The organism is Flagellimonas flava (assembly GCF_050617915.1).
GTDB classification, from domain to species: domain Bacteria; phylum Bacteroidota; class Bacteroidia; order Flavobacteriales; family Flavobacteriaceae; genus Flagellimonas; species Flagellimonas flava_A.
The window spans coordinates 183,903-208,079 of the sequence record NZ_JBODQE010000002.1; the positions used below are offsets into that span (position 1 = coordinate 183,903).

Below are 24,177 nucleotides of genomic sequence, written 5' to 3' on the forward strand. Positions count from 1 at the left end.
TTTTATATCCCTGTTAATCAGTATCTTACAACTATTACGTGATTTTTGGCACGCTGTTTGGTTCATGCTATACAGAATGTAAATAGTTGCATTCAGAATTTAAAACCCTATAGTATGAAAAAGTTAGTACTCATTATAGCAACAGTGCTTTTGGGTGTTCCAAACATCCAGGCAGCCAAAGAGGATACAGCCTTTGTTACAAATGCGTATCGTTACGGGAACTCATTCATCTTTGTCGAAAATGGGGTGACTTTTTCAGTTTACCCAGATGGCGAGTTCGATTTCTATATCGACAATCAAGTAAATGTGGGTATAGGTGCCCGAATTGGAAATGTAGGTGTGACCTTCAATTCCGGATATAACTACAATCCATTTGTCCAATATGATGATTATGGTGCTGTAGTTCAGGTTGAGAACATTCCTATTTATTATGACTATTACGGTCGTGTATCACAAATTGGTGGTGTGGACGTATGGTATAGAAACGGTCGCGTAAGACGAGTCGGTGGATTGAACATCTTTTACAACGGCGGAGTTTTTAGTCACTATACTGGATATATCAATATCTATAACAGACACTATGTATATAGGCCTTTCCATAGGTATTTCATCAGACCCTCTGTTGGATTCTGTAATGTATACACAAATCCCTATAGAAGGTATTATAGACCTATTAGGTACACCTACTATAGACCTTACAGACATAACTATAGAAGAAGTTATGCCCATAGAGGAAAGGTATATAGATACGACCGATATAATGACAGAAACAATAAAAGAGGTAATATCTATAGAAATGACAAGCGCGTTACCAGACGTAACCATGTACGAAGAGATGGAGCCGACTATGGTAGAAGCAACCGATATACCGATAGAAACGATTATAGAAACAACGATTACAGAAAAAACAATACGGTAAGTCGTTCCAATAGAAGCGTTAAAAGAGGTACAGGTGTTGATCGCTCCATAAAGCAGGGCAACTATAGAAATAGTAATAGTGTTAGGAGAAACAATGAAGGAAGAACTGTAACCCAAAGAGAGGTGACCAAAAGGCCAAACAGCCGTACAGTCACTAAGAGAGAGGTCACTTCTACGCCAAAAAGTAGAACGGTTACACGTAGTACAAGCACTACCTATAGGAAGCCACAGACCAGAAATAACAACAGGTCTGTAACCAGTAGGAACAATGTTCAAAAGAGAACGGTTTCACGTAGCACAAATAATAGCTACAGACAGCCTCAGGCTAGAAAAAGTACTAGCAGGTCAGTGACAAGCAGAAGCAGTGCTCCCAAAAGAACCGTAAGCAAAAGTACCAAAACAACGGTACGCAAAAGTTCAGGGAATACCACTTCCAGAAGAAGTAACAATACAGGCACTAGGACAAGAAGCTCCAGAAGAGTGCAATAAAGATAGTTTTTAGGTTGGTTAGTTGTTACCCCGTAGTTGGATTTATCCGCTACGGGGTTTTTCGTTTCAACCACTTGGCCAAAACTCCGGACACATCCTCAGATATGTTAAAACGAAAAAGAATTCCTAAATACATGGCAATAACCAAAGCCGATTTCAATCCAATATTGACCAAAGGATGAAATGGGAACTGAAGAATTCCAAACAAAGCTCCAATCAACATAAGTGTGGCAAACACCTTAAAGGTGGCAGCCGTCATCGGTAGCATCCCAAATTTGAGTTTTACAAAAATCAACTTGGAGAGATTAAAAAGGAAAATAGCAATGAAACTCGCTATGGCCGCACCTTCAATTCCGTAAATGGGAATCAACCATAAATTGAGCAAGATGGTCGCCAATGCAAAGCAAATGCCCATGGTCAATACCCATTTATAGTATTCTGAATAATAGAGTATAGCAGTGATGTTGCCCAATAAAGAATCAAAAACCTTGGCCAGACCAATAAGAAAAACAATGAAAAATCCATCCCGGTATTCCTCTGGAATCATCAGGTACAAATCGTTCAGGTTGAGCAAAATCAAAACAAAGAGGATTCCAGAAGCGATAAAGGAAGTCAGGGAAGTCTTTTTATACAGGTTTTCCAGCTCAAAGGTATTCCCATTATTCAAATAACCGGCGGTCATCGGATAGGTTATTTGATGCATGGCCCTAGTAGGTACTATAATGCTGGTGGCAATATAAATGGCAACTCCATAATACGCCACCTGATCCAATGTTCTAAACTGATTGATCATGACCTTATCAATCTCGAGCAGAATTAAAGCAACAGACCCTCCCAAAACCATTAACAAACCATAGCTCAATATCTGTTTGGTCTCCTTCGGAAAACTGAAATTTAGAACTGGGCGTTGCAGGGAATAAGCATACAATTTCATCAAAAGCGTACGAAGCAAATAGACTCCAACCAGGGCTTGGTAAAACATGTCGAGGGAGATAATTTCCAGATATAACAACACTAACAAAACGGTGGCGCATACCCTGGCAAAAACTTCTTTTAAGAAATTTCCAAAAATGGACTTTAAATGAACCTTGCCCCAAGCATAAAATACCTCAAAATAGGCCAGCGACAATCCAACCAAAAATAAGTACCAGATATAATCCTTGACCAGGGAATTCTGCATGGAAAGAAAGTCCCCAATGTTGTCATAAAATAGCCAGACCAATAAGGTCAAGGGCAAAATGATCATTAAGGGCGCCAATAGAATTAGCGTCAGAAATCCATTTTTGCTCCTGTCATCCTGGGCACTATAAAATTTGACCATGGAATTATGCGCCCCTGCAGACATTATGGGCATTAGTATAGCACCAGAGGCCAAAATAAAGGTAACCAGCCCATAATAGGAAGGTTCAAGAATATTGGTGTAGAGAAAAAGGGTGTTTAGGGCCCCAAACCCAAACCCAATAAAGGTTGTGATGGTATTTGTTACTGTCTGTTTTAAGACGATTCCCATGCTATAAAGTTTACCAGCTCCTTGGTCAATTCCCGGCGGTGGAATTTTTCAATTCCTATGGAATTGGCTCTCAATGCACCTTTTTCAAATTGTTCAAACCAATCCAAAAGTACATTTTTTAATGCTGGGGCATCTGTAGCAGATAAAGAGATTCCCGCTTTTATTTCTTTTACTATCCTCCCCGCTTCCCAATCCGTGGGTCCCAAGGCCAAAATGGGCCGTTTTGCGTTCAGGTATTCAAATAATTTTCCTGGAATGATTCCTTTGGTCTCTTCGGAAGTTATTTCCAGTAACAACAGTATCTGTGACTTTTGCTGTACTTCCACTACTTGTTGATGGGGTAAATATCCCAATTGATTTGTATAGGACTGCAAGCCGTGTTGGCCAATGGATTCCCATACTTCCTCCCCCACTACGCCTGCTAACTGTATGCTCAATTGTTTTGCAAATTCCGGTCTTTCGTTAACCAGTTCTTGTAGCACTTCCCAGAGCACAATAGGGTTCCTTCCTGTTAGTAGCGAGCCCAAATGTGAGATAGTGAACTTGGAGTCCAATTCCAAAGGTCGTAACACTTCATCAAACCCGTTGGTGATCACCTTGATGGGTCGGTCGGTTATAGCTTCAAACTCCAATTGGGTAGTCCTGCTGGTGACCACAATCTTGTCCGAGTTTGTCAAAACTCTCTTTTCCAAATCTTTGTGTTTTTTCTGCGACTTTTTGGTCAACCTAAGCCTGTTGTGATACCCAATAGTGGTCCAAGGATCACGGAAATCCGATATCCATTGAATGTTCATCTTCTTTTTGAGTTCCAATCCAATTAAATGCAGACTGTGAGGGGGACCTGTAGTGATTATGGTTTCAATTCCTTCTTTTTCGATAATCCCTGAAAGAAATTTGACCGAGGGTTTTACCCAGTACTTTCGCGCATCCGGAATAAATAGGTTTCCCCGAATCCAAAGCAAGATTTTTTCAAGAGATGACGGCTTTTTCTCAGAGATAATTCCAGAACTAATGGTTTTGGTTTTCTTTTTGGACAATAGGGAAGCCCAGGCATAGGGTTCTTTGATGGGTCGCTTTGTAACCTTAACATCTTTCGGTACTTCCGAAAGTAAATTTTCATCCACCAAAGGATAATGGGGATTTTCAGGAACATAGACTACGGGGTCAAGGTTAAAATCTCGGAGGTACTTAACAAATTTCAGCCAACGCTGTACCCCTGGCCCACCCGCAGGTGGCCAATAATACGCTATGACCAAGACTTTGCGCATTATTCCTTTTTGGATTTTTTAGGTCTGAGTGAAAAACCAAGTCCACCAATGATAATCAATCCCAATAAAATATTGCTTGTTAATGCGATTTGGCTTCCCAACTGAACAACCGTCGGTTCAAACTTAAACTCTATGGTATGCTCCCCAGCAGGAACCTTTATCCCTCTTAGCGCATAATTTACTTTATAATGGGGTTCCAACTTGCCATCAACAAATGCATTCCAACCCTGGGGATAGTGCATTTCCGAAAAAACGGCAAACCCATCATTTGCATTATTTGTCTGATACTTGATCACATTGGGGCGATGATCCACGAGGGTTATTGAGGCCAGCGAATCCAATTCAAAATTCAGTTTGGTAACTGTAGGATAGGCATTGGTATTTACAATAGCCTCTTCTTTGGAATTAAAATCTGCCAACCCCTGAATCTCTTCATTGGCGGAACCAACCGGTTTTATTTTTCCAACAAACCAGGCATTTCCATTGGCATCATCGTTTATGGCTGGAAAACTGCCGCCTTCTTCGTCTTGCTGGATGATGTACTTCACATTGAGCATGTTCAGCACCTGCAGATTGTTTTGGTACAGATGGTGCTCAAACAAATCTTGCAATTGTCTGGGCTTGGCAGCGTGGTACCCACCAATGGAATTGTGAAAGTACGATGTTCTAGCCCCGTTCAATCCTTCTTGCGGATCAAACACCCGATAGACGGAATCATCTTGTTGGATCATTTGGTCAATCTGGCTGGCTTGGAATGGCGTTACCACACGACGTTGGCGCACAAAATCACCCTCATTGACATACCGTAAGTCCACCCCTATCAAATCAAATAAGATCAAGGCACCTAAAGCAATCGCCATCAAATTCTTTCCAATTTTATCTTTGATAAAGAACCATAACACGGTAGCCGCCAACAACACATAAATCAAAGAGCGAATGGTATCACTGATGTAAACGGCTTCACGGTCACGTTGTATCATGGTCATCAATTCATCTCCAAAATACCCGCGATACGTCTCGTCCCTTAATCCTTCAAAATCAAAGAAGCCCTTCAACAAGAAAATGAAGACTGTAAGTCCTAAGCTAATAAAGAAGGCCAATTTTAGGGAACGGAGTTTGTCCTTGGATTTCATTGAATTTCTGAACAACTCCCGAATACCCAGTATCCCCAGCACAGGCATGCACAGCTCCAACACCACCTGAATGGAAGAAACCGCCCTAAATTTGTTGTACAACGGGAAGTAATCGACCATAAACTGTGTCAAAGCCGGAAAGTTCTTGCCCCATGAAAGCAGCAAGGACAAAACAACCCCGGACAATAACCACCATTTCTTCTTGCCTTTAACCACAATCAAGCCCAATACAAAGAGAAAGAAAATTATGGCACCTACATAGGCTGGTGCAGCCACAATGGGTTGGTCACCCCAATACAACGGCATCCCACTGGAAAACTCCAATGCCTTGGTTGGAGAAAGACCTTGGTCGGTTAAATATTCAAAGGCTTTGGATTTGGAACCCAAATCCTCGTTTCCTGAACCTCCAAACAATCGCGGAGAAAACAGATTGAGAGATTCGGCAATACCATAACTGTACTGAGTTATGTAGTCGTAGTCCAATCCAGAGGTGGCCACTTTTGGGCTGCCATCAGGGTTAATGGTCAATTCCGATGTGCCCCTGGTACTCCAATCTGCGTACTCCTTGGTAGCCAAAAGTCCAGTGGCGTTAGTGGCGATGGAAAGTGCAACGGCGCCAATCAAAATCCCGACGGAGGCAAAGAAATGTTTTAGTTTTTTATCCTTGATGGCGTAAACCAACTGCACCAAGCCCAAAATCAAAACCAATAACATAAAATAATAGGTCATTTGGTAATGATTGGCATTTATCTCCAAGGCCATGGCCAGTGCCGTTAAAATAAAGCCCAATAAGTACTTCTTTCTAAATACGAGCACTATCCCGCCCAAAACCATGGGGATATATCCCAGCGCATGAGCTTTGGCATTATGCCCAACCCCCAGGATGATAATCAAATAGGTAGAAAAACCAAAAGCAAGTGCCCCCAATATGGCCAATCGATACTCGACTTTAAGGCAAAGCATCAAAATATAAAATCCAAAAAGGTATAGAAACAGATAGTCGGCAGGTCTCGGGAGAAAACGAATCAGCCGATCCAATTTTTTAATATAATCATGTGGATAGTTTGCCCCAAGTTGATAGGTTGGCATACCTCCAAACGCACTATTCGTCCAGTACGATTCCTCCCCCGTCAACGCTTTGTAATCATTGCGTTCCTTGGCCATGCCATTGTATTGGGCAATATCTGACTGGAAAATAGCCTTGCCCTGAAGCACCGGGTAAAAATAGACCAGGGATGCTAGGATAAAGAATGCTATGACACAAATATGGGTGCTTAGCGCTTTTACGGAAAGGTTCATGGATTGATTTTGAAAAGACAAATATTAGTCAATTTCTTCAAAATCTATGTATTCTCCAACTTTTTTTGAGGGATTGGATTTTGGGTTGGGTTGCTTATAAATACTTGTTTCTCCTTCTTTTTCCTTGGGTTCACTGTAATCCTGATACGAACCAAATTGTTGCCCAAATCGTTCTTCAGTTTTGCGTACCGCATAATTCAGCAATCGGGGTGCCAGCCATTTTAGCAGCAATTTGACCGCATAATATACTAATACAACCAGTAAAATCGTTTGTAATAAAACCATATAACAATAGCTATTGCATCAAAATTACATTGTTAGTACCGTAAACGCACTTTAAGTTTCATAAAAAAGTATTAAAATCAGTTATATGGATTCCCCTAGTTTGAGAAAAATCTCCTTACTTTTCTTTTTGGTTCCCTTTATTTCCTTGGCCCAATACACCGATGTTATCAATTCCAACAGGCCTGGTAGAGCCGTCAGCGCCTATGCCGTTGGAAGAAATGTGGTACAGTTGGAAATGGGATTGGTTTACGAGCAACGGGACGACGCCTCCTTAAATACGGATTCGAATATTTTTGGAACCGACCTTGCCCTAAGATATGGGCTGTTGTTTGAAACTTTGGAACTGGTTTATGAAGGGTCCTTTATTTCACAGAACATCACCTTTACTGATTTGGGAACGAAGGAAAGACGCACAGATTTCTCTAGAAATAGATTGGGTCTTAAATTTTTGATTTATGATCCATTCAAGAACCCGGAAAACAACAAACCCAATCTTTATAGCTGGAGGGCCAACAATGTTTTTCAATGGAAGAACCTGATTCCTGCAGTTTCCATCTATGGTGGAGCTACTTTTACCCTTGGGGACAATCCATTTTATCCAGGGGACGATGTTGCAACACCTCGGGTAGGGATCAATACCCAAAGTAGGTTATCCCCTAGATTTGTTCTCATTTCCAATGTGGCCTACGACCGTATAGGAACGGACTTTCCGGAATGGAGTTATGCGATGTCCGTTTCACATTCTTTTAGAGATCCCAAATGGAGTGTGTTTTTGGAAGGTCAAGGGTTCAGCAGCGACCGGTATTCCGATATCTTGTTGCGAACTGGGGCGGCCTATCTCATCAATCCCAATTTTCAGGCAGATTTTCATCTAGGTTCGGGTTTTAAGAACGACCCATCCCGCATATTCACAGTTTTAGGCTTCTCCTATAGATTGGACTACCACAAGGACAAATTGGTTTCCGTTAACCAAAAAGGCAGCGGAAGTGGGAAAATCAAGAAAAACGCTACCAAGAAAAAGCGTAAAAAAAGTAAAAAGAAGAAGAAAGATAAGTTGGATTTCTAAGATTTCCTGATATCATTTTTCATCTGGGAGATTATTCCTAATATTGACCCTACAAACTACTTTGTATGGTTCAAGTAAAACAGGTACAATCCAAGTCTGATTTAAAGAAATTTGTAAAATTCCCCTTTTCCATTTATAAAGATTCTCCCTATTGGGTTCCTCCCATCATTAACGATGAAATGGAAACTTTCAATACGGATAAAAACCCTGTGTTTCAAAACGCCGAGGCCTCCTTTTTTCTGGCCTACAAGGATGGGAAGCTAGTAGGAAGGGTGGCTGCGATCATCAATTGGCTGGAAGTCAAAGAACAAAATCTGAAGAAGATGCGCTTTGGCTGGTTTGATTTTATAGATGATTTGGATGTTTCCGCCGCCTTGTTGGAAAAGGTGGCTGAAATTGGACAAGAACATCAACTGGCCTATATGGAAGGGCCTGTTGGCTTTTCCAATCTGGACAAGGTAGGAGTGCTCATTGACGGATTTGACCATATCGGAACCATGATCACCTGGTATAATCATCCATACTATCAAAAGCACTACGAGCACCATGGTTTTGTGAAGGAAAAGGAATATCTGGAAAACAAGTTTTTGTTTGCCAATGCCGATCCAAAGATTTTTGAAAAGGCAAATCTCTTGATCAAGAAACGGTATTCACTACGGGAACTCAACTTTAGCAATAGCAAGGAAATCATGCCCTGGGTGGACAAAATGTTCGATTTGTTCAACAACAGCTATTCCAGTTTAGCCTCTTTTGTAAAAATTACCGATGTTCAGAAAGAGTATTTTAAAAAGAAGTACATCAGCTTTATAAATCCTGAATACATTAAATTTATTGTTGATTCCGATAATCAATTGGTCGCCTTTGCCATTGTAATGCCGTCTTTCTCCCAAGCCTTGCAAAAGGCCAATGGTAAACTTTTCCCAACAGGAGTGTTCCATTTGTTGAAGGCCAAGAAACACAGCAAGGATGTCATCTTTTATTTGATTGGAATCCGTCCAGATTATCAGAATAAAGGTGTTACCGCAATTATATTCAACGAATACTACAAAACTTTCAAAAAACGCGGGGTGGTCAACTGCATCCGTACCCCAGAATTGGAAGAAAACGTGGCAATCAGGCAAATGTGGAAGCATTTTGACCCTGTAACCCATAAACGAAGAAGAACATATAAAAAGTCTTTAAGCTAATTGGTTGACTAGATAGGATTCAGAGTTTGGTGCAGTGGAATTTAGGAATCACAATTTTAGCTAGCTTTAGCCGTTTTGTAGACTAATGAACAACCTTAAAACCTCAGCATGAAATTTTTACTTTCCGCCAAAAAGTACGCAATCCTTTGTATTTGTTTAATTGGGCTATCAGTCACTGCCCAAAATGAGACCTCAAACTACGAAAAAGCACTAGGGGAGCTTTTCGCTGTTAATGGGTCCCATGAAACTTTTGTAACGGTCATAGATCAAATGTTTGATATGATCAAGCAAAATTATACCTCGGTGGACACTGGTACTTGGGATGAACTACAGGCAGAATTCAAAAAAACCTCGGTTGATGAATTGGTGCAATTGCTGACACCTGTTTATCAAAAATACCTGACGGAAGAAGATTTGTCGCAGCTTGTGGCCTTCTATTTGACCCCTGTTGGGAAAAAATTCGCTAACAACACACCCCAAATCACAGCAGAATCAATGACTGTTGGACAACAATGGGGATTGAAGATCAGTGAAAAAATGATAAAAAGACTGGAAGAGAAAGGATATTAATCCAAAATGTTTTCCACCTATTCCCCCATGGCGGCGGCGACCGCTGCAGAAAGTCTTTTATAGGTTCCGTTTTGCAATCGCTCCCGAATGCCGGAAAAGGCATCCAGAGTCTCTTTGATATCTTCCAAAGTATGGGTTGCGGTCGGAATCAATCTCAATAAGATCAGTCCTTTGGGTATCACAGGATAAACCACAATGGAACAGAAGATTCCATAGTTTTCCCTAAGATCTTTTACCAAAGCCATGGCTTCTGGAATACTTCCGTTCAAGTATACTGGGGTTACACAGCTAGTTGTAGTTCCAATATCAAATCCACGCTCTTTTAGGCCATTTTGAAGGGCATTTACATTTTCCCAAAGTTTGGCCTTTAGCTCCGGTCTTGTACGCAACATATCCAGACGCTTTAAGGCTCCCTTGACATAGACCATGGGAAGGGACTTGGCGAACATTTGGGAACGTAGATTATATTTTAGGTATTCTATAATTTCTTTGTCAGCAGCTACAAAAGCTCCAATTCCTGCCATGGATTTGGCAAAGGTGGCCAAATACACATCTATTTCGTCCTGTACACCTTGCTCCTCTCCTGCTCCCGCTCCTGTTTTACCCAGTGTTCCGAAACCGTGGGCATCATCAACCAACAATCTGAACTTATATTTCTTTTTGAGGTCAACAATCTCCTTTAGGATTCCCTGCTCTCCGCGCATACCAAATACACCCTCGGAAATCACCAAAATACCACCACCGGTTTCTGAGGCCAGTTTGGTGGCACGCTCCAAGTTTTTTTCCAAACTCTCCGCATCGTTGTGCTTAAAGGTGAAACGCTTGCCCATATGCAATCGGACCCCATCAATAATACAGGCGTGGCAATCCACATCATAGACGATGATATCATCCTTGGAAACCAAGGCGTCTATTACAGACATGAACCCTTGATAACCAAAATTTAATAGGTAAGAAGCTTCTTTGTTAACAAAAGCAGCCAATTCCTGCTCCAATTGTTCGTGATAATCGGTGTGTCCGCTCATCATACGGGCACCCATGGGATAGGCAGAACCATGCTCATAAGCAGCATCCCCATCCACTTTTTTAATTTCAGGTAGGTTGGCCAATCCCAAATAGTCATTAATACTCCAGGTAATAACATCTTTTCCTTGGAATTTCATCCGGTTAGAGATAGGACCTTCCAATTTTGGGAATACAAAATATCCTTCTGCCTGCGACGCCCATTTTCCCAAAGGCCCTTTATTTTCAATAATCCTGTCAAATAAATCTCTCATCTACCCTAAAATTAATTCAAATGCAAAAATATATATTTTTGGCAAGCCCTCACAATGAAATGGGCACATAAAAAAACGGCAATGAAAACCATTGCCGTTCCATATTTTTAAAAGTCTCTCGTATTACTTGATATACTCCACTTTTTCAGGTGATTCAGCGTTCTGGATGTCGAAGAACCCTTGGTTTTCCATCCATTCATTACTGTACACCTTACTCATATACCTTGAACCATGGTCTGGGAATATGACCACTACATTGCTATCCTCTGAAAATTCACCTTCAGTGTTCAACTGATACAAGGCCTGCATGGCCGCTCCACTGGTATAGCCCACAAACATCCCTTCTGAGTGGGCAATTTTACGGGCCATATGGGCACTTTCACCATCAGTTACCTTAATATATCGGTCAATGCAATTGAAGTCCGTAGCAGCAGGAATCAAATTTTTACCCAATCCTTCTATGCGATATGGGTATACCTCATTATGGTCAAATTCCCCGGTTTCGTGAAATTTTTTCAATACCGAACCATAAGCGTCTACTCCCAATACCTTTACCTCAGGGTTTTGCTCTTTTAAATACCTGGCAATTCCGGAAATAGTACCTCCTGTTCCACTACAGGCTACCAAATGGGTGATTGTACCGTTGGTCTGGTTCCAAATTTCAGGACCGGTGGTATTGTAATGGGCCTCTATGTTAAGTTCGTTGAAATATTGGTTGATATAAATGGAATTCTTGGTCTCGCTGTGCAATCTTTTGGCCACCTCATAATATGATCGTGGATCATCCGCACTAACGTGAGCCGGGCATACATATACCTTAGCTCCCATGGACCTCAACATGTCTATCTTATCAGGCGATGATTTGGAACTTACCGCCAATACACATTTATAACCTTTAACAATGCTCACCATGGCCAAACTAAACCCTGTATTACCAGAGGTAGTTTCAATAATGGTGCTTCCAGGTTTCAAAATACCCTTGCGCTCCGCCTCCTCAATAATATAGGCTGCAATTCTATCCTTGGAGGAATGGCCTGGATTAAAGGCCTCTACCTTAGCATAGAAATTACCGGTAAGGGGTTCTGCGATTTTGTTTAGCTTAACAAGAGGGGTATTTCCAATTAAATCAAGAATACTGCTACACGCACTTATCTGTTTTTTCATAACTGGGTTTAGGTAAGGGGCAATTGCCGAACATGCCAACAATTAATCCGGGACAAAAATAGTATTTTTTATTTTAAGCGGCTTTTTACCCAAGAATTACCCCCATACACCTGATTTCCCCAAATTAGTCCAATGGCAACGCCTTATCCAACTTTTCCTTGGATTCCTTGATTGGCGGCATACTATGGTCAATCCTTTTGGATTTTGATAATATGGGTCGAATCACAAAACCATAATTGTATTCTTTGGAAGGCAGACGAAACTCTTCATGTGGCCTAGCATTGATGGTCCAGCTGTCATCTCCTCCCACGCCCATTTGTCGGTAATCCACATTAAGGGTTATGATATCCCTTTCCGGCAATTCCACAATATGTCCCTTGGGGTCCGAAAGATCCTCCATCGTATATGGCCATGCACTGACACTTAAAGGAACACTGCCCAAAATTTCAAGCCCCTTGCCGGATTTATCAGCAAGTCTTGCCCAATCCACCCCAGTATAATTATTGCTTTCCTGTGGCCGTACATAATGAAAAAAGTCATTTTTAACCGATTTGCTATACAGACCATAAGCGGAAGAGGTAGCTCTATCCACATAATTTTCGTGAGGGCCCTTCCCGAGCCACTCCATAGCATCAAAATCGTCATGCAAGGTCAATTGTAAACCAAATCGAGGTAGGTTAGGAAGGTCAACTACTGGGGTAAACGAGCTTTCCACAGCAATTTCACCATCGCCAAATACTGAATATCTGACTACTAAAGTTGGATGTTGTCCACCATCTTCGGAAGATACCTTTGGCAGATCATAAGTCGCCTGCAAAATCATACTTTTGGGGCCCTGGTAGACAACTTCAAAAGAAGTTAATGTTCTGTCCTTGGCTGCATTTTTCCAATACTTTTGCCGCTCCAGCATGTTAGATCCAACATCATTGTCAGTTGGAGGTCTCCAGAAGTTGGGCTGTATCGCTCCTTTTAACAATTCTGTTCCCTGTAAATCTATAGAAGTGAGTGCACCGGTTTTTTTGTCAAACTGAACTTTACCAGTTTTGGTAATGACAGTAATAGCATTGTCTGTTTCTTCTGCAGACAACTCCCTACTATCTTTTAGCTTTTGCTCGGGAGCCACTTCAAAAAATGGCAATTCAAACTGTTGCCAGGAGGTTTCATGACCTGCCTTTACCCAATTGTAATCCCTGTTCAATCTAAGACTCAAGGTAATATAGTAGCCAACTCCTGGTTTCACCTTGGGTTGTTTGTAATTGATTTGAATCGTTCCTGTCGCCTGGGCTCCTACATCAGGCACCTCAAATGTGCCTTCTTGCACTGTTTGCCCATCCGCTTCCAATTTCCAGAAGCCATCATATTGGGATAATGAAGTAAAATGATGTCTGTTTTTGAGTTTGAATATTCCATTCATCAGATCATCCGAGGTGATTTCAACAGGTTGTTGCACCTTTTTGGCTTCCCAAGTAGCCGGTTTGGGGGTTTGGTCGGGGCTAATAACCCCATTGTTGTTGAAATTTCCACTGTGAATGGTTTCTCCGTAGTCGCCTCCGTAGGCCCACATCTCTTTGCCATTATCCAATTTTTTGATGAGTGCACCATCTGTCCAATCCCAGATAAAAGCACCAATAAACCTCTTATTGGCCTTGATGGCATCCCAAAATTTGGTAAAATTCCCCAAAGAATTTCCCATAGCATGCGCATACTCACAATAAATTACCGCACGAGGGTCTTTTGGGGCATTGGCAAGATTCACCATGTACTCTATGGAATTATACATTCTACTACGGATATCCACATAAGGTGGATCGGTCAACCCGCTGTCCCAACTTCGGTACTGGGCTCCCTCATAGTGAATAAATCGGGTAGGGTCGTAATCCTTTATCCAACCCGACATAGCAGCATGATTTGGCCCCATTCCGCTCTCATTTCCCAAAGACCAAAAAATGATGGAAGGGTGGTTTTTATCCCTTTCCACCATCCGTTTTGCCCGATCTACATGGGCATGTGCCCAATCCGGGTTGTTAGTCAAGATTCCTGTTATACCGTGGGTTTCAAGGTTGGTTTCATCTATAACATACAATCCATATTCGTCACATAGTTCATACCAAAATGGGTTATTGGGATAGTGCGAAGTTCTCACAGCATTAAAGTTGAACTGCTTCATGAGCAGCGCATCTTTTCTCATTATCTCTTCGGATACCACTTTACCGGTATGCTGGCTATGGTCATGCCTGTTAACTCCATATAAGAGAACAGGCTGGCCATTCACGAAAAACTCCCCATCCCTGATTTCAATAGACCTAAACCCAACCTTGCTGCTCCTTGTTTCTACAATGGCTCCCGTAGCATCTTTTAAATACAGGACCAAGGTGTATAAATTTGGATGTTCTGCCGACCATTTTTTAGGGTTACTGACTTCAGCTTCCAGAAATGCAAAATCGATTGTGGCCCTTTGCGGATATTGTTCCCTTAAGAGCTCCGAAACGGATCTTGCAACCGCTTTGTCAAATACTGGATTGGAGTTTCCATCAAACAGCTGCATGGATAGTTCCCAATTGGAAACATCTACCCCCTCTTCCAATTGAAGCTTGGGCCGAACGCTGAGTTTGCCATCTTCAAAAGCATCATCCAATGAGGCGCGTACAAAGAAATCGTAGATATGCGTTTTGGGTAAAGCTTCCAGATAAACGTCCCTATGAATGCCGCTCAAACGCCAATGATCTTGGTCTTCCAAATATGAGCCATCACTCCATCTAAAAACTTGGGCTGCCAGAACGTTCTCCCCTTCTTGCAAGTAATCAGTGATGTCAAATTCCGCTGGCAATCGACTCCCCTGGCTATAGCCTACTTTTTTTCCATTGATCCACAGATAAAATGCAGAAGTGACACCTCCAAAATGGATAACTACTTTGTTATTATCCCAATTGGCTGGAATTGTAAAATTGGTTCGATAGAATCCGACAGGACTATCATCTTTTGGGACATAGGGTGGATCCACGGGCACAAAAGGATAGGTCACATTGGTGTAAATGGCCCTTCCATAGCCATGAAGTTCCCAATTGGCCGGAACAGGAATACCACTCCAAGTGGATACATCAAATGTTGTTTTATAAAAGTCTTGATGAACCTGTCCTTGCTCCACTGTCGGGGCAAAATTGAACTTCCAAGTACCGTTAAGGCTCTGATAACGGGGACTAGCCTTACGGTCTCCCTTGAGAGCCATGGCTTCATCGGGAAACGAAACGGAGGTAGCGCGAGCAGGAAGCTTGTTAATACTGGTCACTAACGGATTTTCCCAATCGTTGGGAGATTGCGAGAGTGCGGTCCAGGTTGCGAGAAGACACAAGACCGCCATGAAATTGTTTTTCATTTTGAGGTTTTGGTTTTAGATATGCTACAATTAAGTAGCCTCTAAATTACGCAATCAACGATGGATTCCATCATCCAAAACCACTTTTGTCAAATTGCTGTAAAGGTATTTAGGCTATTCCATTTTTCCCTCCAAATCCAGGATAAAAGCATATTCCTTGGCAGTTTCTTTTAAGGATTCAAACCTGCCCGAAGCACCACCATGACCTGCATCCATATTGGTATCCAAGAATAAAAGATTGTCATCGGTCTTCAACTCCCGTAATTTGGCCACCCATTTGGCCGGTTCCCAGTATTGCACCTGGGAATCATGCAATCCTGTAGAAACATAGAGGTTGGGATACTTCTTGGCTTCAACGTTGTCATAGGGAGAATAGGATTTCATATAATCATAGTATTCCTTTTCATTGGGATTGCCCCATTCATCATATTCGCCAGTGGTCAATGGAATGGAATCGTCCAGCATGGTAGTTACCACATCTACGAAGGGTACCGCAGCGATAACGCCATTATACAACTCCGGCGCCATATTGATAACGGCTCCCATCAAAAGTCCACCAGCAGAACCACCACTTGCATATAAATGTTCAGGGCTGGTGTAGTTTTCTGCTATCAGGTATTTGGAACAATCCACAAAGTCGGTAAAGGTGTTCTTCTTGTGGAGTAATTTTCCATTATCATACCATCCTCGGCCCAGATACTCGCCTCCCCTTACGTGGGCAATGGCATACACAACCCCGCGGTCCAATAAACTCAAGCGAATAGAGGAAAAATAGGGATCTATAGTACTTCCGTAGGAACCATAGGCATATTGCAACAGTGGACTGCTGCCGTCAAATTTGGCATCTTTGTGATAGACCATGGAAATTGGGATTTGTACTCCATCCCTTGCTGTGGCCCAAACCCGTTTGGTTCTATAGTTGGCCTTGTCAAACTTTCCGCCCAACACCTCTTGTTCCTTTAAAACTGTTTTGGATTGGGTCTCCATATCAAAATCGATAATGGCATAGGGTGCCCCCATTTCATTGTAATAGTATCGGAACATCTTGGAATCAAATTCCACATTGATGGAAGCTCCCGCCACATAAGTCTCGCTATCAAAGGGCAAATAGTAAGATGCTGAACCATCCCATCGGTTAATCTTTAACTGGTTAAGACCATTTTCCCTTTCCGAAAGCACATAATAATCTTTGAATATCTCCACATCTTCCAACAAGACCTCTTCCCTGTGCGGAATAAACTCCTCCCAGTATTCTGAAGAAGTTTTGGCATCCGTGGTCTTCATCAGTTTAAAATTCGTGGCCCCATCCTTATTGGTCAGGATAAAAAAGTTGCCGTTGTAGTGCGAAATGCTATATTCCACTCCCCGTTCCCTAGGGGAAAATATGGCGAATTCCCCTGCTGGGTCATTGGCATCCAAAATTTGATACTCCGATGTCAGCGTACTTACCGACCCTATGACCAGGTATTTCTTCGATTTGGTTTTATACACAAAAGTGTTATAGGTGGAATCCTTTTCATGGTGAACCAATACATCTTCTGCTTCCGAAGTACCTAATGTATGTCTATAAATCTTGTCGGCGCGAAGGGTTACTGGGTCCTTTTTGGTATAAAACAAGGTTTTTCCATCATTGGCCCAAACAGAACTTCCTGTTGTGTTTTCAATCTTGTCATCAAAAATTTGTCCAGATTCCAAATCCTTGATTTGGATAGTGTACTGTCTTCGCGATACGGTATCTGTGGCAAATGAAGCCAAGGCATTATCAGGACTCACGGAAATTCCTCTCAAATTGAAGAATTCGTGTTCTTTGGCCATTTCGTTGCAATTGAACAAGAGCTCATCTGGGGCTTCCATTTCCTCTTTCTTTCTAAAATACATGGGATATTCCCCTCCCTTTTCATAACGGGTTATGTACCAGTAGCCATTGTATTTATAGGGAACCGAATTGTCATCCTCCTTGATGCGGGATTTCATCTCTTGGAAAAGTTCCTCTTGAAAATCCTTGGTATGCTTGCTCATTTCTGCATAGTAGGCATTCTCAGCATTGAGGTAATCCAAAACCTTCTGATCTTCCCTATCGTTCATCCAATAGTAATCATCAATTCTAAGGTCCCCGTGTTTTTCAAGCTTCTTGGGGTGTTTTTTGGCTATTGGCGGAGTAATGCTCATGCGGTCTTCTGTTTTATTTTTACAAGCGGCTGCAAAAATAAGGCATATCAAACAACCTAAGTAGGTATAAAGTGATAGTTTCATCGCGACAGATTTTGCCCAAATTATTACTTTTGACCTGAATTTACACTATACTATATCATGTTTGGAGATTTTATGGGAATGATGGGTAAACTCAAGGAGACCCAAGAAAAGGTTAAGCAAACCAAGGAACGTTTGAATACCGTGTTGATTGATGAGGAATCCTCAGACGGGTTACTAAAAATCACTATTACCGCCAATAGGGAACTAAAATCAATTGCCATTGATGATAGTCTACTTGAAGACAAAGAGCAATTGGAAGATTATTTGGTGCTAACACTGAATAAAGCCATAGAACAGGCCACCAAGGTCAATGAGACGGAATTGGCCGCTGTGGCCAAAGAGGGTATGCCCAATATACCTGGAATGGATTCCCTTTTTAAATAGGCAATCAACCTATAGTTTTGAGGATTTTTATAAAATGATCGTGCATTGTCTGGGTGTAATCCAGATGTGTGACTATCCGCAATTTCCCTTGCCCCATTCCTATGATGGAAATCTGGTTTTCGGTCAGTTTTCCCAAAAAGGCATCAGAGGTCATTTTGGATTCATTCAATTCAAAAATAATGATGTTGGTTTCAATGGGTTCTACCTTTTGGACAAAATCCAATCTTTGGAGCACATTCCCAATTTCCTTGGCCTTTGCATGATCCTCGGACAAACGATCAATATGGTGATCCATGGCATAAATGGCGGCTGCCGCCAAAAATCCCGATTGCCGCATTCCACCTCCAAGAATTTTACGCACCCGAAGCGCTTTGTCCATGGCCTCCCTTGAGCCAACCAAGACCGAGCCCACTGGGCATCCCAACCCCTTACTAAAACACACGCTTATGGTCTCGAAGAGGTCGCCGTAGTCTTTGGGATTCTCGTTTTTGGCTACTAGTGCATTCCAAAGTCGGGCACCATCCAAATGATAATGCAACTGGTTTTGATCGCAAACCTGCCGTATTTTCTTTAATTCTTCAAAATTCCAGCACGCTCCACCTCCTTTGTTCGTCGTATTTTCTATACAAACCAAGGTAGACAAGGGACTGTGATAAAAGTCGGGTGGATTTATGGACTCCTCAACCTGAACAGCGGTCATCATTCCGCGATTTCCATCTACTAATCTGCAGGACACCCCACTATTAAAACTTGCCCCTCCTCCTTCATAATTAAACACATGGGCGTACTTATCACAAATAAGCTGTTCTCCAGGCTGCGTATGCAATTTAATGGCTGTTTGATTGGCCATGGAGCCACTGGGGAAAAACAGGGAAGCTTCCTTACCAAAGTATTCAGCAACTTTTTCTTCCAAAGCGTTCACGGTGGGGTCATTTTTAAACACATCATCCCCTACTTTGGCGGTCATCATGGCCTCCAACATCCCTGGGGTTGGGCGAGTGACTGTATCGCTTATAAGGTTAATTTCCATTTGCTGTTTTGGATTATTGGATTGTTAGATGATTGGAATTTGACAAACTCTAATGGAAACAATCCATCCCAATAGGAGAACCATCCGGAATTTTGGGCACTGCAATCAGTTTGAACTTGGCTGGGGCATTCATAAAGGCATCAATACGTCTCACTGTCTCTGCTGCAATCGTGCCTTTCCCTTTACTTAACAAAGAAGACCTCAAACTTCTTAGCGTTTCATTGGCAATGGCATTTACTTGCGGATGCACCTCTTTGTTGGCGGCCAAATTCATGATATGATATAATACCCTAAAGTTGATTGTTTGTTGTACTTCCTGCAGATAGGGATCACGATGTGATTCATCAAAGGTTTTTTGAATGGTATTTTCCAAAACAGCATTCAAGCCTAATTGGTCTTTATCAAGACTTTTTTGTTGGATGAGGCGCGAAGCCCTTTCAGGATGCAATACCAATCCCAAAGTCATATCTGCGGCAGTTTCGGCTGCGGATAGCGCATCAAAAGCCACTCCGCTTCTACCCTTAAAGGACTCCCTTGTTTTTCCATACCCAATGGCTCTCGGAGGGAACAGTGCCAGTTTGTCCTTAGGTAAAGCTATGTTTGCAGCATTCAAGGTAGAAAGGATGGTTTCCAACGCATTCTCTTGTCTGGCAGCGCTAATAGTGCGCACGGTGTGTTGTCCATCTCCCTTGGTGGCATAATTATAATCCAAACCGCCAATCAGCTTGGAAACAGCTTCGGTTTGATATCTATGGAAGAAATATAAGGGAGCAAAGACGTCCTCCAAAACTGAATTGGGTTCCCCCGTCCGAATGTTATCCATGGAAAAATTGGAGATTGCGGTTTTTCTTATTTCCATTACCCTTTCCAATTCTTGGGCGGCATTTTTGCCATTGTCCCAAAGATGTCCAAGAGCATGCGATCCACCCCTAGGTCGGGCATCTTGATCGGATATATACCGAAGTCCATCATCTTGGGCTTTTTTCAAAATGGCATTAAGTCCTGCGCGTTCATCCGTACCACCTGGGAAATCAGTATAGGAGTAGGCAACCGTTACCTTGTCCCAATCCCCTATGCCAGTATCGTAGGCATTTGAGAAGTCGATAGTTCCATCCTTCAACTCAAATTGTGGATGGGGATAGTCCATTACTGAAGCCCTGTTATTGGTACTGGCAGCAAAATTATGGGCAAATCCCAAGGTATGTCCAATTTCATGTGCAGATAACTGACGAATCCTGGCAAGTGCCATTTCCAACATGGGCTGATAGTTATCGTCCCGTTCTGCAAAGGGTTTGTTCATTAATGCTTGGGCTATTAAAAAGTCTTGGCGAATACGTAAACTGCCCAAGCTAACATGCCCTTTAATAATCTCTCCTGTTCTGGGATCCTTCACACTCATACCATAACTCCAGCCCCTTGTGGACCGGTGCACCCATTGTATCACATTGTATCTTACATCCATTGGATCCGCATCATCCGGTAAAATTTTAAGCTGAAAGGCATCTTTGTATCCTATGGCCTCAAAGGCTTGGTTCCACCATCGACCACCATCCAAAAGCGCAGAGCGAACAGGTTCCGGGGTTCCATTGTCAAGGTAATATACGATAGGTTCAACAGCTTCGCTCACCTCCTCATTGGGGTTTTTCTTCTTTAAGCGGTGTCTTGATATATACCTTTTTAGAATAGGTTCTTGCACGGGCGTTGAATAATCATAATACGAGAACAGGTTAGACCCTGAACGAGGATCGAACTCTCTTTTTTCATAATTGTCATCCGGTAATTCAATTAAGGAATGGTGTTGTGCAACTGTGACCAACGAAGGATCTGGAGTTACAGATCGTATCCAGTCCCCTTGTGCATTTCCCTTAAACGTAAGGGTAACATCAAATTCCACATTTTTTGGGAAGGCCTTTGTACGCTCAAAAGCCAAGGCACTTTTGGATTTATCCAAGCTATATGAACCTTGTTTGGTGTTTTTCAATCTTGCAGAAACCCCATGGGCATCACGCATCAAAAAGTCGGTCATGTCTATTAAATAACTCCCTTTTGATTCTTCCTCTATTTTAAATCCATGCAGCACAGATTTTGCAAAAGCCTGTACCACGGATTTGCGCTCCAGTTCATTCTCGGTAATCGCCCTAAAAGTCAAATTGGGTTGAATCAGCAACAGCTTGTTTCCCGTTTTTTTGAAATAAACTACCTGCTCATTTCCCAATTGTCCCCTGTCCAGACCTATATCGTTACTTCCAATTCCGCTACTCAGGGAATACACATAAAGAAATTCCTTTTCCAGATCATCCACTTGAAGAAAAATTTTGTCGGAAGCATCATCGTAATAAAAATTGAAATACCCATTGAACTTTTGGTAATCCTTGGCTTTTTCAAAATTTTGGGCAACTGAAAATTGGGAGTAAACGGCAATCGCGAGGAGAGCAGGAATGTATTTTTTCATATTCGAATTAGTTCTAGCTAAAATTATATAAATTTCGTTGTCTGACTGCATTGAAACCTTATTTTTGCCTGAAATAAATTCTATGATTACCACAGATCAGCAAAAAGATCTTATTGAACGCCTTGGCGCGTTAAGGAGGTATCTTTGACATTGATGCCAAACTCATCGAAATAGAAAACGAAGAGGAGAAAACTGCAGCTCCCGGATTCTGGGACAACCCGCAAGAAGCACAGCAACAAATGCAAGCCTTGAAATCCAAGAAAAAATGGGTGGAAGATTACAATTTCGCCACATCTTTGGTGGGTGATTTGGAAGTTTTGATGGAGTTTCTCCAAGCTGGGGAAGTTGAAGAAGAGGAGGTCAACTCTCAATATGACCAAGCCCTGTTATCCATAGAAAACCTGGAGTTCAAGAACATGCTTTCCGAGGAGGGAGATGAGCTTACAGCGGTACTTCAGATTACTGCTGGAGCGGGCGGTACGGAAAGTTGCGATTGGGCATCCATGCTGATGCGCATGTACTTGATGTGGAGTGAGAAAAATGGATACAAGGTCAAAGAACTCAACTATCAGGAAGGGGATGTGGCCGGAATCAAAACAGTGACCCTCCAAATTGAAGGTGAGTTTGCATTCGGCTGGTTGAAAGGGGAAAATGGGGTGCATCGCTTGGTACGTATATCCCCATTCGATAGCAATGCCAAAAGACATACTTCCTTTGCATCTGTGTATGTGTACCCTCTTGTGGATGACACGATTGAAATTGAGGTAAACCCAGCGGATATTGAAATAACAACGGCACGATCTAGTGGCGCTGGCGGACAAAATGTGAACAAGGTGGAAACCAAGGTTCAACTGGTGCACAAGCCTACTGGAATTCAAATTTCATGTTCAGACTCCAGATCACAGCACGATAACCGGGCTACGGCCATGAAAATGTTGAAATCCCAATTGTACGAAATTGAGCTTCGCAAAAAACAGGAAGCCCGAGCAGAGATTGAATCATCCAAAATGAAGATTGAATGGGGATCACAAATCCGAAATTACGTGATGCACCCCTATAAATTAGTCAAGGATGTACGTACCTCTGAGGAAACAGGTAATGTGGATGCGGTGATGGACGGGGAAATCAATCCTTTTTTGAAGGCCTTTTTAATGATGATGGGGCAGAAAGAGGAGTAGTGTTTGGTGTTTGGTGTTTGGTGCTTGGTGTTTGGTGTTTGGTGTTTGGTGTTTGGTGTTTGGTGTTTGGAACTTAAAACTATATTGATAATTGTACATTGTTAATTGTTAATTGAAAAAAAGATGATAAAAATATATCACAACCCTAGATGCAGAAAGTCGCGCGAAGGACTTGAGTTTTTGGAAAACAGCGGCGAATCTTTTGAAGTGGTACGGTATTTGGAAGAAATTCCCTCGAGAGAAGAGTTGGAAACCCTAATTGGTTATTTGGGCATTTCACCAGAGGCATTGGTTCGTAAAAATGAAGCTGTGTGGAAAGAACAATTCAAGGGTAAAAGTCTCACGGATTCTGAAATTATTGATGCTATGGTACAATATCCAAAATTGATTGAGCGACCTATTATTGTAAAAGATAATAAGGCGGTCATAGGAAGACCTGCAGATAAAATTAGTATCTTGTTGGGCTAGGGTAATCCATTGAAAAACAACGATAAACAATTCTGTTTTTGATTATGAAAAAAACACGAACCTTATATATATTGGCCACGCTATTGGGCTTGTTCTGTGTGAATGATTTGGTAGCGCAGTATGGCTACGGGAGTCCTTATGGCTATGGCTACGGTAGCAGATATGGTAGACAACGCAGTACTATCCCCCAGGCGGCAGATCCACCCAAAAAGGCCGATCCGCTTACCGCAGAAGAAATTGTGGACCTTGAAATGCCAAAGATTACCGAAGAACTTGGATTGGATCCTTTTGAAGTTGCTGTGGTAAGAACCACGCTGGTCAAATCCGTCCAACAGCGTATTGAACTTCAAATCTTGGAGCTGGAGCCTGAAAAAATGCGGGAAGAAGTGGAAAAAATAAAGGAACGCCAAGATTCGGAGATGAAGGCGGGCCTCCCGGAAGACAAATACTTGGCCTATATAGAACTGCAGAAAAATAAGTTCAAGGCCAAAAAGAAGAAAAAGAAGAAGAAGGATAAAAAGAAATCCAAAACATAAAAAAAGCCCCCGAAAATTTCGGGGGCTTTTTTTTATCTATTCGTTTCGTTTGGCGCGTTTGGCCTCACGTCTTTCCTGGTACATTTCCTTAAGGTTGCCGAACAACCAGTAAGGTACTACAAAAGTCAATAAGAAAATCATCAACCAAAAACCTATGGTCAAGATGGTTAAAAATGCTAGAAATCCTAAATATTGGTCAAATTCGAACATGTGGTTTGCTTTTGTTTGGCAAAGATACCTTCATTTCATCAAAAAAAACAAATCTGTATTCAAAAAATGTTGATTTGGACATATGTCATGTAAAATAAATGACTGAACCCCTAAATTTGCATATCCT

19 protein-coding genes are annotated in these 24,177 nt (G+C 42.0%); 8 read left to right on the forward strand and 11 right to left on the reverse strand.

Annotation, left to right across the window (positions count from 1 at the left end; translation table 11 throughout):
- Positions 1-114: 114 nt before the first annotated feature.
- Positions 115-1,407: a hypothetical protein gene (locus ACRHOZ_RS06625; protein ID WP_431123708.1), complete on the forward strand. Its 1,293-nt coding sequence runs from the start codon at positions 115-117 to the stop codon at positions 1,405-1,407.
- Between the two features lie 49 nt (positions 1,408-1,456).
- On the opposite strand, the gene ACRHOZ_RS06630 is transcribed toward ACRHOZ_RS06625, so the two are convergent.
- The 4 genes from ACRHOZ_RS06630 to ACRHOZ_RS06645 are packed head-to-tail and all read right to left on the reverse strand — an operon-like array spanning position 1,457 to position 6,902.
- A complete protein-coding gene (locus ACRHOZ_RS06630) occupies positions 1,457-2,917 on the reverse strand; it encodes a lipopolysaccharide biosynthesis protein (RefSeq protein WP_431123710.1) in 1,461 nt (486 codons plus the stop codon).
- Positions 2,902-4,185, reverse strand: coding sequence for a glycosyl transferase family 1 (locus ACRHOZ_RS06635; RefSeq protein ID WP_431123712.1), 1,284 nt, complete (start codon positions 4,183-4,185; stop codon positions 2,902-2,904). Before ACRHOZ_RS06635 ends, ACRHOZ_RS06630 begins: the two co-directional genes overlap by 16 nt.
- Positions 4,185-6,617 (reverse strand): YfhO family protein, encoded by a 2,433-nt coding sequence (locus ACRHOZ_RS06640; protein ID WP_431123714.1) that lies wholly within the window; start codon positions 6,615-6,617, stop codon positions 4,185-4,187. The genes ACRHOZ_RS06635 and ACRHOZ_RS06640 overlap by 1 nt, the downstream gene beginning before the upstream one ends.
- 24 nt (positions 6,618-6,641) lie before the next feature.
- Positions 6,642-6,902 carry a DUF4834 family protein gene (locus ACRHOZ_RS06645; protein WP_420399456.1) on the reverse strand — a complete coding sequence of 87 codons (261 nt, stop codon included), beginning with the start codon at positions 6,900-6,902 and terminating at the stop codon, positions 6,642-6,644.
- Positions 6,903-6,987: 85 nt separating this feature from the next.
- Here ACRHOZ_RS06645 and ACRHOZ_RS06650 point away from each other — a divergent pair, with 85 nt between their 5' ends.
- The 3 genes from ACRHOZ_RS06650 to ACRHOZ_RS06660 all read left to right on the forward strand — a co-directional run bounded on the left by ACRHOZ_RS06650 (position 6,988) and on the right by ACRHOZ_RS06660 (position 9,725).
- Positions 6,988-7,968 carry a transporter gene (locus ACRHOZ_RS06650; RefSeq protein ID WP_431123716.1) on the forward strand — a complete coding sequence of 327 codons (981 nt, stop codon included), beginning with the start codon at positions 6,988-6,990 and terminating at the stop codon, positions 7,966-7,968.
- Positions 7,969-8,033: 65 nt separating this feature from the next.
- Entirely contained in the window at positions 8,034-9,155 is a 1,122-nt protein-coding gene (locus ACRHOZ_RS06655) for a GTP cyclohydrolase (RefSeq protein ID WP_431123718.1), read from the forward strand.
- 108 nt (positions 9,156-9,263) lie between these two features.
- Positions 9,264-9,725: a DUF2059 domain-containing protein gene (locus ACRHOZ_RS06660; RefSeq protein ID WP_431123720.1), complete on the forward strand. Its 462-nt coding sequence runs from the start codon at positions 9,264-9,266 to the stop codon at positions 9,723-9,725.
- A gap of 17 nt (positions 9,726-9,742) precedes the next feature.
- Here ACRHOZ_RS06660 and ACRHOZ_RS06665 read toward each other — a convergent pair whose 3' ends face one another.
- From ACRHOZ_RS06665 to ACRHOZ_RS06680, 4 genes are all read right to left on the reverse strand, one after another.
- Entirely contained in the window at positions 9,743-11,002 is a 1,260-nt protein-coding gene (locus ACRHOZ_RS06665) for an aminotransferase class I/II-fold pyridoxal phosphate-dependent enzyme (protein ID WP_431123722.1), read from the reverse strand.
- A gap of 123 nt (positions 11,003-11,125) precedes the next feature.
- Positions 11,126-12,166, reverse strand: coding sequence for a PLP-dependent cysteine synthase family protein (locus ACRHOZ_RS06670; protein WP_431123725.1), 1,041 nt, complete (start codon positions 12,164-12,166; stop codon positions 11,126-11,128).
- Between the two features lie 124 nt (positions 12,167-12,290).
- Positions 12,291-15,539 (reverse strand): glycoside hydrolase family 2 TIM barrel-domain containing protein, encoded by a 3,249-nt coding sequence (locus ACRHOZ_RS06675; RefSeq protein ID WP_431123726.1) that lies wholly within the window; start codon positions 15,537-15,539, stop codon positions 12,291-12,293.
- A 114-nt stretch (positions 15,540-15,653) separates the two neighbouring features.
- Positions 15,654-17,792 (reverse strand): S9 family peptidase, encoded by a 2,139-nt coding sequence (locus tag ACRHOZ_RS06680; protein ID WP_431123728.1) that lies wholly within the window; start codon positions 17,790-17,792, stop codon positions 15,654-15,656.
- 57 nt (positions 17,793-17,849) lie between these two features.
- Between ACRHOZ_RS06680 and ACRHOZ_RS06685 the strand changes: the two genes are divergently transcribed.
- Positions 17,850-18,176: a YbaB/EbfC family nucleoid-associated protein gene (locus ACRHOZ_RS06685; protein ID WP_420399448.1), complete on the forward strand. Its 327-nt coding sequence runs from the start codon at positions 17,850-17,852 to the stop codon at positions 18,174-18,176.
- Between the two features lie 4 nt (positions 18,177-18,180).
- On the opposite strand, the gene ACRHOZ_RS06690 is transcribed toward ACRHOZ_RS06685, so the two are convergent.
- Positions 18,181-19,206: a threonine aldolase family protein gene (locus ACRHOZ_RS06690; RefSeq protein ID WP_431123730.1), complete on the reverse strand. Its 1,026-nt coding sequence runs from the start codon at positions 19,204-19,206 to the stop codon at positions 18,181-18,183.
- Between the two features lie 49 nt (positions 19,207-19,255).
- Positions 19,256-21,658, reverse strand: coding sequence for a zinc-dependent metalloprotease (locus ACRHOZ_RS06695; protein ID WP_431123733.1), 2,403 nt, complete (start codon positions 21,656-21,658; stop codon positions 19,256-19,258).
- An 82-nt stretch (positions 21,659-21,740) separates the two neighbouring features.
- Here ACRHOZ_RS06695 and prfB point away from each other — a divergent pair.
- The 3 genes from prfB to ACRHOZ_RS06710 all read left to right on the forward strand — a co-directional run bounded on the left by prfB (position 21,741) and on the right by ACRHOZ_RS06710 (position 23,840).
- Positions 21,741-22,836, forward strand: a protein-coding gene (prfB, locus tag ACRHOZ_RS06700; RefSeq protein ID WP_431123735.1) for a peptide chain release factor 2 whose coding sequence is annotated in 2 segments (ribosomal slippage) — positions 21,741-21,803 and positions 21,805-22,836 — 1,095 coding nt in all. Because the reading frame shifts where the segments join, the coding sequence is not laid out codon by codon here.
- A 123-nt stretch (positions 22,837-22,959) separates the two neighbouring features.
- The gene (gene arsC, locus ACRHOZ_RS06705; RefSeq protein WP_431123738.1) at positions 22,960-23,304 is read left to right on the forward strand and encodes an arsenate reductase (glutaredoxin); all 345 of its coding nucleotides are present in this window, start codon (positions 22,960-22,962) and stop codon (positions 23,302-23,304) included.
- A 44-nt stretch (positions 23,305-23,348) separates the two neighbouring features.
- Positions 23,349-23,840 carry a hypothetical protein gene (locus ACRHOZ_RS06710; protein WP_420399443.1) on the forward strand — a complete coding sequence of 164 codons (492 nt, stop codon included), beginning with the start codon at positions 23,349-23,351 and terminating at the stop codon, positions 23,838-23,840.
- A 36-nt stretch (positions 23,841-23,876) separates the two neighbouring features.
- Here the strand turns inward: ACRHOZ_RS06710 and ACRHOZ_RS06715 are convergent, their stop codons facing one another.
- Positions 23,877-24,050 (reverse strand): hypothetical protein, encoded by a 174-nt coding sequence (locus ACRHOZ_RS06715; protein WP_202619518.1) that lies wholly within the window; start codon positions 24,048-24,050, stop codon positions 23,877-23,879.
- Positions 24,051-24,177 lie beyond the last annotated feature (127 nt).